The following is a 14,882-nucleotide window of genomic DNA, read 5'->3' on the forward strand; positions in this document are numbered from 1 at the left end:
AGACGCGCCGCTTTTATGCTCGTGTTGCTGTTGGAAGCCGGCTCGTCGGCCTGGAGCGAGGCCGATCGGCCAGGGGATATTCGCGTCGGCAAAGAATTGGCGCTAAGGCTATGCGCTTCATGTCACCAGGTCGCGGCGGATCAAGAGCGAACGCCTCCTCCGTTACCGCTCGCCCTGTCATTCCGAGAGATGGCGCAACAGCCAAAGACCGACGCCGAATACCTGCAAGGCTTTCTGTCATCGACCCACAGCACCGTCAGTCATCCGGCAGCCATGCCCAGTCCACTGCTTACCGCCGCCCAGATTCGCGACATCGCGGCGTATATTCTGAGCCTGCGAGCCCGACAGAATTAGACGGAGATTCTTCTCTTCACCTCGGCGACGCTTTCTTCGGCGGGAAAGCGCGCCATATGGGAGCGTCGACGCTGAGGAGGATTTCCATGAAAGTGAAAGAAGTCATGCACCGAGGTGCGACTTGTGTGGCGCCGAATGCGTCGGTGAGGGAAATCGCAACGCGGATGCGCGACGGCGACGTCGGCGCAATTCCGGTGAAATCCGACGGTCGGCTGATTGGAATCGTGACGGATCGCGACATCGCCTGTCGCGGCCTCGCGGATAGTGGCGACATCGACCGGATGACCGCGCAGGACGTCATGACCGAGAATGTCGTGTGCTGTTCGCCGGACGAGGATGTCGAAGCCGCGATCCAGTTGATGGAGGAGAAGCAAATCCGCCGTCTACCGGTCATCGACGCGCAAAAGAAAATGATGGGAATGCTGAGCCTCGGCGATATTTCGCATCAGGTCGGCTCGAATCTTTCCGGAGAGGTTTTGCGCGCCGTCTCCGATCATCACGCTTAGAGCAAAGAACGGCAGCGCTTCGGCACGGCGATTGGGGGTGACGCTGCGGCTCCCGGCAAACGGGCGGTGCGCATCCCGTTTGGAGGCGGATCATGAGCACGGGACTGTCCACCTTCGATGAGACGGTGCAATTGTCGAATCAATGGCTGAACGAGCTGATGCACGCTGTCGATTGGGAAGAAAAGCAGCGCACCTATCGGCTTCTTCGCGCCACTCTTCACGCTCTGCGCGATCGGCTTCCCGCGCATGAGGCGGTGCAACTCGGCGCACAGCTACCCATGCTCATTCGCGGCCTCTACTACGACGGTTGGCGCTTGAAAGACAGGCCGCCGACCGAGCGGACGAAGGAAGCATTCCTCGCCCATATCGAAGCCGCGTTCGAACGGGACCCGAATGCCGACACCGAAGCGTTGGTGAAAGAGGTGTTCAACCTGCTGACGCGCAAAATCTCGAAGGGCGAGATCGATGATGTCGAGCACGCTTTGCCCGCCGAAGTACGCGCTCTCTGGCCTTTGGCTCACTGAACGCGCAGCGGAAACTCGGCTCAGGCGTCGGAGGACCTATTGCGACGTGTGGCGTCGAAAAGTCGCGGTTGGCGTACCGACAGCCGTTCCGGCGAAATGCCGAAATCGCGAGGGTGGGATGCGCGACGAGGAACTCGTGAGCTTCCTCCAGTGGGCCTTGCCGATCCTCCGATTGCGGTGGCGAGGATTTCTGAATGTGAGGCGCCAGGTGGGCAAGCGATTGAACCGTCGCCTTGCCGAGCTGGGTTTGCCGACTCTCGACGACTATCGGGAGCGACTCCGAGCCGATACGACAGAATGGGCTGTTCTAGACAGCTTTTTCCGCGTCACCATCTCTCGCTTCTACCGCGACCGCCGCGTGTTCGATATTCTCAGATTCCGGGTGCTTCCCGAGCTCGCCAGAGCGGCGCATTCGCCGGGCCGGACGATCCGCTGCTGGTGCGCGGGCTGCGCATGCGGCGAAGAAGTCTACACCGTCGAGCCTGATCTGGGAGCTCGATGCACGTCGGAACGCGCCCGAAGCCTCGTTCGAATTGATCGCAACCGACGCAGATTTAGAAGTTCTGCATCGCGCCGAGCGGGGATGCTATCCTTCGAGCAGTCTCGAGAGCCTGCCGAAAGACTGGCGAATGCTGGCTTTCTCACGAGACGATGGTGAATATTGCATTCGTCGTGAATTTCGTGGCGCGATCGCTTTCCGTCTGTAGGACATCGGGTCTGATGTTCCAAACGGAATTTTCGATCTGATTCTCTGCCGCAATCTGGTCTTCACCTATTTCGAGCTTGAGCGGCAGCGCGATACGCTGGCTCGCATTGGGGCTGCGCTGCGAAGCACAGGATATCTCGTGATCGGCGCTCATGAAGAATTGCCGGCGCAAACGGATCGGTTCGCGGCAGCTCACGGCTGCAACGGAATATTGCGCAAAATTGGCATGTGAAACCGGGGAGGTTTGACCTAGTTCGGGACCCGCCCTCTATAGGACCGTAGCCGATCGTCGCGACGTGACCGGAGCCAAGGCGAGCGCTCGCATCGTGTCCAAATCTGGGAAAGGTTGTCGGCATGATACGAATTCCGCACGAATTATCCGAGGAGTTTCCCACCGAGGCGCAGCTCGTCGAGCAATTGACGAGATCGGATTATCGCTTCGGGAGGCTCGTTGCCGATTACGACGAGGTCAACCGGAACATTCACCTCATCGAGTCGGAGGAGGAGCCTACGACCGACGAGGTGCTCGAGAAGCTGAAGAAGAGACGGCTGAAGCTCAAGGATGAGATCGGCGAAGCCCTCGAGAAACGGGACGACCGATCGTAACCGAGAGCGAGGGCGCGCTTGCTGCGCAACGATGCAACCAGCCCTATGCGGAGTCGAGTGATGAGCGACGAAGAGAACCGAAATGAGACGTCCACTGGGGAAGAAAACGAGGCTGCGCTCTCGATCTCGCCCGAGAAGGTTTGCTTCATCATCATCAAGGCGAGAGAATTCGATGCGAAAGACGAGGTGACGGAGCCAGATCCAGGATCGAATCCTTCGGACGACAGGGAAACTTCTGTTCTCGAAGAGCATGCCGACGATCCCGTTGTGGAAGAAATCGTCTCGCTGATCGATTCCTTGTCGGAAGAAGAGCAGATCGATCTGGTCGCCTTGACATGGCTTGGGCGCAACGACTTTTCCGCCGCTGACTGGCCAAAGGTCCGAGAGGAGGCGGCCCGGGCTCACAACGAGCGTACAGCCGAGTATCTTCTCGGCACGCCGCTGGTCGGAGATTTCCTGGAAGAAGGCTTGTCGATCCTCGGCTATTCCTGCCAAGACTTCGAAATGGGACGGCTCTGATCGCGAGAGAATCCTTGTCGAGGTGCGGAGCCTCGGCTGACGCCGGATCGGCAGAAAGGAGCGCCGGCAATGGAGCGCTATCCCGTCGACCTCGATTGCGAGCAGATCGTTCGCTGGGTGCTCGCTGAGCGGAAAATCGCTCCGACCAAGTTCAAGACGATGGCGATGCGCGAGACGGAAACTCGCGAGTTGCCGACCAGGAAGGAAGCGCGTCTGGGCGACGAGGAGCAGAGTGAACTGAGCGAGGTCGCGACCGTCGCCACTTTGCAGATTGCTCCTGCAGATTCCACGGCCGGTTGGCTTTTGACCATCACGGTCGAGGATGAGATCGGACCGCGCCTGCGCGACGACGCTTCGGGGATCGACGCGGAGCAGGAGATCGGGATCGACGAATTCTACCACGAATTCATCTGTCCGAGCCGCGGCGCCGCCAATGTGGTCGCCGAAGTGGCGAATTCGGCGGCGAAAGAACGACTGAGACGGCTGCTCGAAGATGTCGAAATAAATCTCCATGTCGCGAGGCGCGGCTGAAGAGGCGTCCTGAGCTTCATCGCTTCTTTCGACCTGGAGCGGTCTTTGTACGGAGAGCGATCGCTGGCTCGGGGGAGACGCGAAACCTCGAGGGCGGATCGCGGTCCAGAGGCGATATCGCGCAGAATGGAAATTGTTCGTCATCTCGCGATCAATGGAGCGCGCTCCCACGGTGACAGGCGACTCATCGGAAATCGTCATCGATGGCTCGCATGGGGAAGGCGGCGGGCAAATCGTTCGCTCGGTTCTGGCTTTGTCGGCCATCACCGGACGGGCCTGTCGGATCGTTCGCATTCGAGCGGGGCGAGCGAAGCCAGGCCTCCAGCCGCAGCATCTGGCGGCAGTGCGAGCTGCGGCGACTCTCTGCAATGCCGATGTCCACGGCGGCGAACTCGGAAGCGACGCTTTGCGCTTTCGGCCGAATGGCGCGCCGCGTGCCGGCGAATATGTTTTTGATGTCGCCGAGGCCAGGCTGGGGGGCAGCGCCGGCGCGGCGACGTTGGTGCTGCAGACCGCGGCGCTTCCGGCTTTCTTCGCCGAAGGCATCAGCGTCTTTCGCATTAGGGGCGGAACGCATGTGCCGAGGAGTCCGCCATTCGACTACATTGCGGACGCATGGTGTCCGCTATTGAAAATCATGAATCTGCAGATAGGAGTCGAACTGACCCGATTTGGATTCTATCCGGCGGGCGGCGGAGAAATCGTGGCGCGCATAGAGGGCCGCGGGCGCGACGGAGGATTGCAGCTTCGACCCGTCACGCTGATCGAAAAGGGCGCTTTGCGATCGGTGAAGGTTCGAGCAGTAGGGGCGAATTTGCCCGACCACGTCCCTCGGCGCATGGCCGAGCGCGCCCGCACGCTGCTGCAGGATGTGGCGCCGCGCCTCGAGATTCGGGAGGAGTTGGCGTCCGCCAGGAGCGCCGGGGCCGGCATCTTTCTCTGTGCGGCATACGACCAAGTCAGCTGCGCGTTCAGCGCGCTCGGGGCGCGCGGTAAGCCTTCCGAGGTGGTCGCAGAGGAGGCGGTCGCGCAACTGCTCCGTCACAGAAGCTGTGGCGCGGCTCTGGAGTCTCACCTTGCCGACCAAATATTACTGCAGCTCGCGCTTCCTAATGTTCCGTCGAGCTTCACGACAGAAGACGTGACGAGCCATCTCCAAACGAACGCGTGGGTGATCGAGCAGTTCGGGCTCGCTCGAATAGCCGTCGAAACGCGTGGCGACGGGACAGCGGTCGTCAAAGTGAACCCGTCTACTCGCTTCTCGGTTGGACGGGCGGTTGCGGGCTGCGTCCGAGGCGACGGCGTCACTTCGAGTTGACTTCGAGCTGAGCCGAACCAGTTCAACCCCAGTGGGAAAGCCACTCGGCGATCCCGAGAGGAGGACATGGCATGGCTGAGGCATCAAAGGTTCCCGCGAAGGCGGAGGCGAAGGAAGGGCTCGCGCCTTCATTGACGACTTTCCGGCCGATCGAAGGCTTGCGTCGCGAAGTCGATCGGCTCTTCGAGAACTTCGATCGCGACTTTTGGCGTTCTCCATTCCGGCCTTCGGCTTTCGAGATCGCGCCATTTTGGCAGGCCGAGGGTCTGGCTCCTACGGTCGATGTGATCGAAAAGGACAATGCCTACGAGCTCACGGCCGAACTGGCGGGACTCGAGGAGAAGAATATCGAGGTCAAGCTGGCCAATGGCGACCTGATGATCAAGGGCGAGAAGCAGGAAGAGAAAACCGAGAAGAAGAAGGATTATCGGCTTCATGAGCGGCGCTTCGGCAGCTTCGAGCGGCGCTTCGCCGTCCCGGAAAGCGTCGACGCGGACAAGATCGAGGCAAGCTTCAAAAATGGCCTGCTTAAGTTGACGCTTCCCAAGAAGCCGGAGGCGCAGAAGCCGGAAAAGAAGATCGCGATCAAAGCGGCCTGAATTGCATCCCCGTAGCGCGTGCCGGTCGTCTAGGCGTTTTACCCTGATAGGCGGAGGGCTGGCCGCTGGAGGGCGGTCCGGCCCCGCCCGGCTCATCGCCGGATCATTTTTTTCAATTCCGGCAACGAACGCGTGTTGATGATGTCTTTCGGCCCGAGCCATCCGCGACGCGCTTGATCGACTCCGAATCGCATGCAGTCGAAGCCGAGAGGGGAGTGCGAATCTGTTGAAATAGCCACTTTCACTCCGATCGACTTGGCCGCTTCGGCATAAATATCATTCAGGTCCAGCCGGTCCGGATGGGCGTTGATCTCCAGAAAACAGTTTCGTTCTCGTGCGGCCGAAGCACGCGCTCCATATCGATCTGGTATGGCTCACGTTCTCCGATCAGTCGTCCTGTCGGATGGGCGATGATGGAAACGTGGCGATTGTCCATCGCTCGGATGATCCGTTCCGTTTGCTCGTCACGGGGAAGATCGAATTTGTAGTGTATGGAAGCGATGACGATGTCGAGGCGAGACAGCACTCTGTCCGGCAGGTCGAGATGTCCGTCGGCCAGTATGTCGACCTCGACGCCTTTGAGAATGGTGAACTCGCCGATTTCCGCGTTGAGCCGATCGATCTCGTTCAACTGGCGCAACAGTCTGTCTGGACCGAGCCCGTGTGCAACCGTAACGCGTTGGCTATGGTCGGTCATGGCGATGTAGGAATAGCCGCGGCTCTTCGCCACATGCGCCATGTCCGCGATCGAGGCTGCGCCATCACTCCATTTCGAATGAATATGTAGGTCGCCGCGGATATCCGATATCGACACGAGCTCGGGAAGGGCCCTTTTCTTCGCGAGCAGGATTTCTCCGCGGTCTTCTCGCATCTCGGGCGGAATAAAATCCAGTCCGAGCTTCTCGTAGACTTCTTCCTCGGTCTTGCCGCAGATCCGGCGTTCGCCTGCGAAGAGGCCATATTCGTTGAGCTTCCAGCCATCGTCGTTCGCCAGATTGCGCAAGGCGATGTTGTGGGCCTTGGAGCCGGTAAAATACAGCAGCGCGGCGCCATAGCATTCCTCTTCGACGACGCGGAGATCGACCTGCAGGCCGGACCGCAGGATGACCGTCGTCCAAGTCGGGCCATGCGCCAAAACCTTTGCCGTGTTTTCATAGGCCGTGAGTCTGTCGCCGACGGTCGCGCCGCGGCGCGTCGTGACGAGCATGTCGAGATCGCCGATCGTGTCGCGTCGACGACGATAACTTCCCGCGGCGACGACGCGGCCGCAGGAGGGATCGCCGCCGAGCCAATCCGCGATGGATTTGGCTTCCGCTTCGACGAATGGAAGCTTGAAGCGCGTCATTCTCACAGGCTTGTCGAGCGCGGCCAGAATGCCTTGCTCGAGCTTGGCGCCGAAGCCGCGAAGCTCCTGCAATCGGCCTTTCCGAGCGGCGCGCCCGAGGTCTTCCAATGTTCGCACGCCGAGCTTGTCCGCGAGGGTCTTGACGCGTTTGGGGCCGAGGCCGGGAAGGGCCGCCATTTGCCCGAGCTCGCCAGGAAGCTCACGTCTCAGGGATTCGAGCAGCTCGAATTTGCCAGTGTCGACGATAGTGGCGATCTTGCCGGCCAAATCCTTGCCGATCCCCGGCAGCTCGGAGAGCTTTTCTCCGACGACGAGCATGGCTGCGGCGCTTTTAGGGAGGTTTTCGACAGTGCGCGCCGCGCGCCGATAGGCTCTGATCCGAAAAGGGTTTTCTCCCTTGATCTCGAGAAGCTCGGCCGCTTGATCGAACATTGCGGCGATTTCGGCGTTCTGGACCGGCATCGTCTGTTTCCATCGCCAGGAGCTTAGCCCGGATCGGCCGCAATGACCCTTGTCGTGTGCGTAGTGGACCGGAGCCCACCTGCTATAAATAACGTTCTCGATTCTCGCAGAGACCCTTCGGAGACGGCTGAGCTGGCGGCTCTTCTGTAGGGCGGAGTTCAAGTCTTGAACGAAACCGCGGCCGACATTTCTCATCATATCTGGGCGACGAAGTACCGTTACACAGGCTCGGACGGCCCCGAGTGCACGATCGAGGATACCTGGCGCCGTGTCGCCTCGGCTCTTTCCGCGGTCGAGTCCCAGGACCAATCTTTATGGCGCGAACGCTTTTTCGACCTCTTGAAGGATTTCAAGTTCCTTCCCGGGGGCCGCATCCTCGCCGGCGCCGGCACGACGCGCAACGTCACCTTGTTCAATTGCTTCGTCATGGGAACAGTCGAAGACTCGATGCCCGGAATTTTCAGCGCGCTGCAAGAAGGCGCGATCACGATGCAGCAGGGCGGCGGAATCGGTTACGATTTCTCCACGCTGCGCCCCCGCGGTATGGTGGCGAAGGGAACCGGCGCCATCGCCTCGGGACCAGTTTCTTTCATGGAGATATGGGACGCGATGTGCGGCGCCATTCTCTCCACCGGCGCGCGACGCGGGGCCATGATGGCGACGCTTCGATGCGACCATCCCGACATCGAAGAGTTCGTTACGGCTAAGCGGCAGCCCGGTCGCCTGCGGCGGTTCAATCTATCCGTGCTGGTCACGGACGCGCTCATGACGGCTGTTCGGGCCGATGACGACTGGCCGTTGTTGTTTCCGATGACAGAGTCCGATGCGCAAGGCGACACGATCTTGCGTGAGTGGTCGGGCCAGGCCGATCCGGTTCCCTGTCGCGTCATTCGCCGCATCCGCGCTCGTGCGCTTTGGGATCTCATCCTTCGATCGACCTATGATTTCGCCGAGCCTGGGGTGCTATTCATCGACCGCATCAATCAACTCGACAATCTGTGGTATCGAGAGCGGATCAGCGCCACGAACCCGTGCGGTGAAATTCCGTTGCCTGCCTACGGCGCCTGCGACCTCGGATCGCTCAATTTGACGCGATTCGTGCTTGAGCCCTTCACGAAAAAGGCGCGTATCGATCTCGAGGCGCTCTCCCGGGCGGCGGGGCTGGTCGTCAGGCTGCTCGACAATGTCATCGACGCGTCGAAGTTTCCGCTTCCCGCTCAGGCCGAGAGCGCTCGCGGATCGCGACGCATCGGCCTAGGCATAACCGGTCTCGCCGACGCCTTTCTGATGATCGGAGCGATCTACGGCGAAAAGGATTCGCTCGCACGCGCTGCGGAAGTCATGCGCGCGGTCTGCCATGCAGCTTATCGCAGTTCGATCGCCCTCGCCGAGGAGAAGGGGAAATTTCCTTGGTTCGAGCGCGACAAATATCTGTGCGGACCGTTCATCCGCAGCCTGCCCGAGGATATTCGGGAGGCGATCGACAAACACGGCGTTCGCAACAGTCATTTGCTGGCCATAGCTCCGACCGGCACGATCAGCCTGCTCGCCGGCAATGTTTCGAGCGGCGTCGAGCCGATCTTCGCCGGTTCCTATTCCCGTCAGGTGCTTGCAGAAGATGGAAAATCCAAAGAATTCGCGCTGACGGATTATGCGCTCGATCTGTGGCGGAGAGAAACAAATGTGAAATCCGGCGCGCCGGATTGCTTCGTCACGACCGCGGAGTTATCCATTCGCGCTCATCTCGACATTCAAAGCGCGCTGCAACCTTTTGTCGACAACTCGATTTCAAAGACGATCAATGCGCCTCGAGACAGCCCTTTCTCCGAGTTTCGAAGCCTCTATGACCTTGCCTATGACGCAGGCCTGAAAGGCTGCACGACCTTCCGCTCGAACCCTGTGACCGGCGCGGTGCTGAGCCGAGAGGGCCCCGGCTCCGACGCGCCGCATTGCTGCACGCTCGAGCGCGAGCCGGATTGAGCCACGCGACAGCCGCGCTGGTTTCCTAAGCGGCGCATTTTCGTCTTTGACTGATCAGAGCGACCATCTCACGATTGAATGCAGGAATGTCCGCCGGCTTGCGACTGGTGACGACATTGCCATCGACCACTGCCTCCTGATCCACCCACTCGGCCCCGGCGTTCTGTGCGTCGGTACGCAGCGATGGCCAGGAGGTCATTCGTCGGCCGCGCATCCTTCCGGTCTCGATCAGAGTCCAGGGACCATGGCAGATGGCCGCGATTGGTTTTCCCGCCTCCATGAAGGCCTGGGTGAAGGCGATGGCCTTTTCGTCTATTCGCAGCTTGTCCGAATTCATGACGCCGCCAGGCAACAGCAGCGCGTCGAAATCGTCTGGCCGGGCCTGAGCGAGAGGCGTGTCGACCGGCGCCTCGGCGCCCCAATTGCCGGACTTCCAACTGCGCACGCGGTCGTGTTTGGGAGACACTACTGAGGTCGAGGCTCCGGCCCGCTCCAAGGCCTTGCGAGGCTCGAGAAGCTCGGATTGCTCGAAACCATCCGTCGCCAATATCGCTACGCTGAGCCCGTTCAGATTGCCGTCGGTCATTTCGTACTCCCTCGATGCAGACATCCTCGACTGTTTCCGCGCCACACGCATTCATGCGCATCCGAATGCAGAAGAGTCAGACCGCCGTGCTGAAGAAAGCGGTCTTCTCGCGCGGCACACGCCGCCTTATTCTCCAAGCGGCTGCAATTTGAAGGCGAAACGGATAGACACTTGTCTGAAATACGCTTCGTCTCGGCCTCTATCGAGCCGCGCCAACGGCGCGTCAGACGAGGTGATAAGGCCGGTCGTGGGTTCAAATAGCGTCGATACCTCAGCGGCTGATCCTTGCACGTTCGTCACTCTTTCAAGAGACTCGCGCCTCGATCCGCTCGATCAAGATGTTCTCCATGCCGTATTTGTCGTGATATTCGCCTACTGCATCGAGGAAATCCTCAAACTCCTTCTCGTCGAAGCCGGGATCAGATCGATGCAGAACAACGTCCGTCCGAACGATCAAGCCAGGCTCCAAGACTCGCTCGCGCGTAATCATTGTCGCAGTCCGAACATCCAATATGCGGGGATGCAGTTTCGGCAGAGCCGCCATCTTCGTGCCTCTCGCGCTTCGATCTAAGACATCGTTCTGGCGCCAGCGCCGGGGTGGCGATTTTGGTCTTCATTTTCGCCGGACGGCCGAGTTCCAAATTGCTCATGTGCCGGGAAGCTCGAAGAACTGCTCGACCAGCGAGGCTGGCCGGCAATGCGATCAACTTACTCCTTGGCCTTTCGCGTCGATGGCCTCTCGAACGTAGCGGGTCCCGAGCGCGTCCACGCGGATTATCACAGCTTCGCTTGATCTCATCGATCAATAACACTCGACAATTTCGCCTGCGCGTATGTCCTCCTGGGAATTGTTGAAGCTGTGCCGAAACCTTGTCCGCTCGTGTTTGAAGCGCTCGAGCGACGCCAGCTTGCTCTGCGCGCTACGACAACGTCGCGGCCGCACAATAGCCGCCTTCACGTCCGCAAACCAGAGCCCTGGGGCTCCGTCACTCGAAATTCACCTCGAGAGGCATAAGTATCTCGGGCCGGTCTGATCGCCAAGGGGGCTCGTCGTTGCCGCGCCCGGAAATTCCGTCAGGGGGAAGGGCCGTGAACTGCTCCACCTCGACCACCGAAAGCGGCAGGAAATGGGAACATTTCGGGCATGACGCAGACATCGGCGTGCGCGGGTGGGGAGCGACCGCCGCGGAGGCGTTCGAGCAGGCTGCCTGCGCGCTGACCGCGGTCGTCACTCATGCCGAGGTCGCGCCCGTGGTTTCAGTGGAGGTCGAATGCGAGGCGCCTGATCTCGAGCTTCTGCTAGTCGAGTGGCTCAACGCAATCATCTATGAAATGGCCGTTCGAAAGATGTTGTTCGGACGCTTTGCCGTGCGGATCGACGGAGCGCACCTCGTCGGGACGCTGTGGGGTGAACCGGTCGCGGTCGAACGACATAGCCCGGCCTGCGAACCCAAGGGCGCCACTTACACCGAGCTGAATGTCGCGAAGAACCCCGATGGCGCTTGGTCGGCGGAGTGCATTGTGGACGTGTGACGGAGATCGAGCGATGGACCCTGCTCGTTTCACTCGAATCGATTCTACAACGTGGCGTGTCGATCCTTGGGGCGCAATGCGCGTGCCAGCGATCATCTATGCAGACGAAAACCTGATCCGAGATATGGATGACAAGGTTTACGACCAAGCCGTCAACGTCGCTACGCTGCCTGGGATCGTTCAAGCATCCTATGCCATGCCGGATGCTCACTGGGGCTATGGATTTCCGATTGGCGGAGTGGCGGCCTTCGACCCGGATCGCGGCGGGGTTGTTTCCGCCGGCGGTGTCGGGTTCGACATTTCATGTGGCGTGCGCACCATGCTTACCGGTCTGTCGGTTACGGACATCCTCCCGGTTCAGAAATCGCTGGCCGACTCCTTATATCACCAGATCCCAGCCGGCATCGGCAGTCGAGGAGCGATCACCCTCGACGCTTCCGAAATGGACGCAATGCTCACTGGAGGGGCGCGCTGGGCGATCGAACAGGGCTGGGGTGAAGCGCGCGATCTCGAATTGATCGAAGAAGAGGGATGCATGGATGGCGCGCGACCCGAAAGCGTTTCCGAGCGAGCCAAAGAACGCCAGCGCCGAGAAATGGGGACGCTCGGTTCGGGTAATCACTATTTCGAGATCCAGGCGGTCGCCGCGATCTACGATCGCCCGGTCGCCGATGTCTTCGGGCTGGCGCAGGACGAGGTGGTGGTGACAATTCACTGCGGATCGCGGGGGCTCGGCCATCAAATCGGGACCGAATACCTCAGGGAAATGTTGACCGCCGCGAAGGAGGCCGGCATAGAGCTGCCCGACCGCGAGCTGGCTTGCGCGCCGATCAACTCGGAAGTGGGTCAGCGCTATCTCGGCGCGATGCGCGCAGCAATCAACTGCGCATTGGCAAATCGCGAAATTCTCGGCCACTACGCCCGCCGGATCTTCGCCCATTTCTTCTCGAACTGTGATTTGCGCCTGCTGTTCGATGTCTCCCACAATACCTGCAAGGTCGAACCTCATGTTGTCGAAGGACGGCGACGCGACCTGTTCGTTCATCGCAAGGGGGCGACTCGAGCTTTTGGGCCCGGCAATGAGAGCCTGCCTGCGGTGCTTCGACCGATCGGGCAGCCGGTGCTCATTGGCGGCAGCATGGGAACGGCCTCATACGTTCTTGTCGGGCGTTCGACGAGTGAGGCGAAGGCGTTCTCCTCGGCCTGTCATGGAGCCGGACGCGCGCTCTCGCGCCATGCCGCGCTCAAGCAATGGAGCGGTCGCCAAACCGTCGATGATCTCGCGGAGGCAGGCATTCTAATCCGATCGCCTTCAATGCGCGGTGTCGCCGAAGAAGCGCCCGGTGCGTACAAAGATGTAGGCGCGGTGGTTGCTGCGGCCGAGCTCGCAGGCCTTGCTCGGCGCGTGGCGCAGCTCAGACCGCTGATCTGCATCAAAGGATAGCGGGGGTAACGGCGCGGCGTCTATCAAGAAGAGGAACGTATTCGCCAAATCATAACGGACTGTGAATAGATGGAGCGATCCCGTGGACCTGCCTGTGTCGACGCTTGCGCGCCCAGAGTCGTTTCGCACAACGCGTTTCTCCGCTATGGACTCTTACCGTCGAGCTCAAGGGAATATGCTGGAATGGTGCGGAATCGGTCCCAATGAGTGCGGTTATCGCATAATTTTGAAAGGGCCACATTGGCGTTTGCGCGAATATGCCGGCGGCGATGGACGGGCCGCGGCGCTCATCGTCCCTGCGCCTATCAAACGGCCTTACATTTGGGATCTCGCTCCCTCGGTGAGCGTGGTGCGTCATTTCCTGGATCGCCAGTTCAGCGTCCATCTCATTGAATGGACGCCGGCGTCCGACGATTTTAGCCGAGTCGGCATTAGTGAATTTGCCGATCACGCGATTTCCCAATGTGTAGAAAGGGTGATGGACGAAACGTCAGGAAGGAAACCTGCTCTGTTGGGCCATTCGCTCGGCGGAACCTTTGCGGCAATCTCTTGCGCCTTGCAGCAAAATGTTGGCGGCCTTGTGCTCTTGACCGCGCCGCTATGTTTCGAGCCGGATTCCAGTTCATTCCGGGACGCGCTTGTATCTCTACTTCCACAAAGATTGTCGGAATCCGATATCGTCCCTGGTTCTCTGTTATCACACGTGAGCGCTTTGGCCTGCCCTCGAGTCTTCGTATGGGAGAAACTGAGGAATGCCGTTCTGTGCGCCCTTGCGGGAGTATTTCGATCGAACGCGCGTAAAAGCGCGTGTCGGTTTCGTGCCGCATGCCGATGATAGGCCAGACGAGAAGCTGATCGCCCGAGCCATCGCCAAACTCGCGGGGAGCCGACGTTATGGGAGTTTGCACACAGGTTTCTCCCGCAAGATGAGGGCGCGCGGGTTAAAGAGCCACCAACCCAACTGCCCAAGATCGAGATCTTAGAAAGGCGTGTTGCGTACGCCTGTGCGCTTTATCTAATACCAACCCTCTGAGAAGCCGACCCACGTGAGGGATTCCCGAATCGCCTGAAATTTGATTCGACCTGGCGAACACATGGAGGTTCGTCATGGCGGCAGCGATTGGGCTTCGGGGCGATTACGATGCGCGCTCATTGCGGGCGATAGCGAAGCGTTCGAAGGACGGCCCGCAAGCGCGCCGTCTCCTCGCCTTGGCGTCGATCTACGACGGCGGCGCTCGCAGCGAGGCGGCGAAGATCGGCGGCGTCACTCTCCAGGTCGTTCGCGACTGGGTGCTGCGTTTCAACGCCGAGGGGCCCGACGGGCTCGTCGACCGCAAGGCGCCCGGACAACCCTCGCGGCTCGACGACGCGCATCGCGCCGCGCTGGCGGCGCTCATCGAAGAGAGGCCGACGCCTGCCATTCATGGCGTCGTGCGCTGGCGGATCGTCGATCTATGTCAGTGGACATTCGAGGAGCTTCGCGTCGTCGTCTCGGAACAGACCATGAGCCGCGAGCTGCGCAAAATGGGCTATCGCAAGCTGTCGGCGCGGCCGCGTCATCACGCGCAGGCCGAAGGCGCGATCGAGGATTTTAAAAAAGTTTCGCAGCTCGTCTGGAGGAAATCGCGCGCGAAAAGCGTGTCGCCTCCGACAAAATAGAAATCTGGTTCGAGGACGAGGCGCGCGTCGGCCAGAAAAACAAGATCACGCGCCGATGGGCGAAACGCGGGTCGAGGCCGAGCGCGCCCCACGATCAGCGCACCGCCTCGACCTACATATTCGGCGCCATCTGTCCAAAGGACGGCAAGGGCGCAGCTATGGCGCGACAATCTGGATGAGAAGCGCGCGACAAACAGGATGAGAAGTTTC

At 60.3% G+C, this 14,882-nt stretch carries 16 protein-coding genes and 2 pseudogenes; 15 read left to right on the forward strand and 3 right to left on the reverse strand.

The window, feature by feature from the left end:
* The first annotated feature begins 15 nt into the window (after positions 1–15).
* The 10 genes and pseudogenes from KP010_RS23365 to KP010_RS15710 all read left to right on the forward strand — a co-directional run bounded on the left by KP010_RS23365 (position 16) and on the right by KP010_RS15710 (position 5,663).
* Positions 16–354 carry a cytochrome c gene (locus tag KP010_RS23365; RefSeq protein ID WP_371824241.1) on the forward strand — a complete coding sequence of 113 codons (339 nt, stop codon included), beginning with the start codon at positions 16–18 and terminating at the stop codon, positions 352–354.
* 104 nt (positions 355–458) lie between these two features.
* On the forward strand, positions 459–860 hold the full coding sequence (locus KP010_RS15670; protein WP_371824242.1) for a CBS domain-containing protein: 402 nt from the start codon (positions 459–461) through the stop codon (positions 858–860).
* Between the two features lie 92 nt (positions 861–952).
* On the forward strand, positions 953–1,384 hold the full coding sequence (locus KP010_RS15675; RefSeq protein ID WP_216281125.1) for a DUF2267 domain-containing protein: 432 nt from the start codon (positions 953–955) through the stop codon (positions 1,382–1,384).
* Between the two features lie 118 nt (positions 1,385–1,502).
* Complete coding sequence (locus tag KP010_RS23370; protein WP_216281126.1) at positions 1,503–2,042, forward strand: CheR family methyltransferase; 540 nt, start codon at positions 1,503–1,505, stop codon at positions 2,040–2,042.
* Positions 1,948–2,322: pseudogene (locus tag KP010_RS23375) on the forward strand (CheR family methyltransferase). Before KP010_RS23370 ends, KP010_RS23375 begins: the two are co-directional and overlap by 95 nt.
* A gap of 122 nt (positions 2,323–2,444) precedes the next feature.
* Positions 2,445–2,696 carry a YdcH family protein gene (locus tag KP010_RS15690; protein WP_216281127.1) on the forward strand — a complete coding sequence of 84 codons (252 nt, stop codon included), beginning with the start codon at positions 2,445–2,447 and terminating at the stop codon, positions 2,694–2,696.
* A 60-nt stretch (positions 2,697–2,756) separates the two neighbouring features.
* Complete coding sequence (locus KP010_RS15695) at positions 2,757–3,215, forward strand: DUF3775 domain-containing protein (protein ID WP_216281128.1); 459 nt, start codon at positions 2,757–2,759, stop codon at positions 3,213–3,215.
* Between the two features lie 69 nt (positions 3,216–3,284).
* Complete coding sequence (locus tag KP010_RS15700) at positions 3,285–3,746, forward strand: hypothetical protein (protein ID WP_216281129.1); 462 nt, start codon at positions 3,285–3,287, stop codon at positions 3,744–3,746.
* A gap of 154 nt (positions 3,747–3,900) precedes the next feature.
* Positions 3,901–5,064, forward strand: coding sequence for an RNA 3'-terminal phosphate cyclase (gene rtcA, locus KP010_RS15705; protein WP_256448893.1), 1,164 nt, complete (start codon positions 3,901–3,903; stop codon positions 5,062–5,064).
* Between the two features lie 71 nt (positions 5,065–5,135).
* Positions 5,136–5,663 (forward strand): Hsp20/alpha crystallin family protein, encoded by a 528-nt coding sequence (locus KP010_RS15710; protein ID WP_216281131.1) that lies wholly within the window; start codon positions 5,136–5,138, stop codon positions 5,661–5,663.
* Between the two features lie 280 nt (positions 5,664–5,943).
* Here KP010_RS15710 and polX read toward each other — a convergent pair whose 3' ends face one another.
* A complete protein-coding gene (gene polX / locus KP010_RS15715) occupies positions 5,944–7,470 on the reverse strand; it encodes a DNA polymerase/3'-5' exonuclease PolX (RefSeq protein ID WP_216281133.1) in 1,527 nt (508 codons plus the stop codon).
* A 165-nt stretch (positions 7,471–7,635) separates the two neighbouring features.
* Between polX and KP010_RS15720 the strand changes: the two genes are divergently transcribed.
* Positions 7,636–9,450: an adenosylcobalamin-dependent ribonucleoside-diphosphate reductase gene (locus tag KP010_RS15720; protein ID WP_216281135.1), complete on the forward strand. Its 1,815-nt coding sequence runs from the start codon at positions 7,636–7,638 to the stop codon at positions 9,448–9,450.
* 25 nt (positions 9,451–9,475) lie between these two features.
* Here the strand turns inward: KP010_RS15720 and KP010_RS15725 are convergent, their stop codons facing one another.
* Positions 9,476–10,036 (reverse strand): type 1 glutamine amidotransferase domain-containing protein, encoded by a 561-nt coding sequence (locus KP010_RS15725; protein ID WP_216281137.1) that lies wholly within the window; start codon positions 10,034–10,036, stop codon positions 9,476–9,478.
* Between the two features lie 304 nt (positions 10,037–10,340).
* On the reverse strand, positions 10,341–10,580 hold the full coding sequence (locus KP010_RS15730) for a hypothetical protein (protein ID WP_216281138.1): 240 nt from the start codon (positions 10,578–10,580) through the stop codon (positions 10,341–10,343).
* A 545-nt stretch (positions 10,581–11,125) separates the two neighbouring features.
* Between KP010_RS15730 and KP010_RS15735 the strand changes: the two genes are divergently transcribed.
* From KP010_RS15735 to KP010_RS15750, 4 genes and pseudogenes are all read left to right on the forward strand, one after another.
* Positions 11,126–11,569 carry an archease gene (locus KP010_RS15735; RefSeq protein ID WP_216281140.1) on the forward strand — a complete coding sequence of 148 codons (444 nt, stop codon included), beginning with the start codon at positions 11,126–11,128 and terminating at the stop codon, positions 11,567–11,569.
* A 13-nt stretch (positions 11,570–11,582) separates the two neighbouring features.
* On the forward strand, positions 11,583–13,013 hold the full coding sequence (locus KP010_RS15740) for an RtcB family protein (protein WP_216281143.1): 1,431 nt from the start codon (positions 11,583–11,585) through the stop codon (positions 13,011–13,013).
* Between the two features lie 175 nt (positions 13,014–13,188).
* Positions 13,189–13,848, forward strand: a complete 660-nt coding sequence (locus KP010_RS23380; protein WP_371824243.1) for an alpha/beta fold hydrolase — start codon at positions 13,189–13,191, stop codon at positions 13,846–13,848.
* A gap of 272 nt (positions 13,849–14,120) precedes the next feature.
* Positions 14,121–14,833 (forward strand): annotated as a pseudogene (locus KP010_RS15750) (IS630 family transposase); the annotation flags it as partial.
* Positions 14,834–14,882: the final 49 nt, after the last annotated feature.

The sequence above is a fragment of the Methylosinus sp. KRF6 genome (assembly GCF_018887255.1).
Lineage (GTDB): Bacteria > Pseudomonadota > Alphaproteobacteria > Rhizobiales > Beijerinckiaceae > Methylosinus > Methylosinus sporium.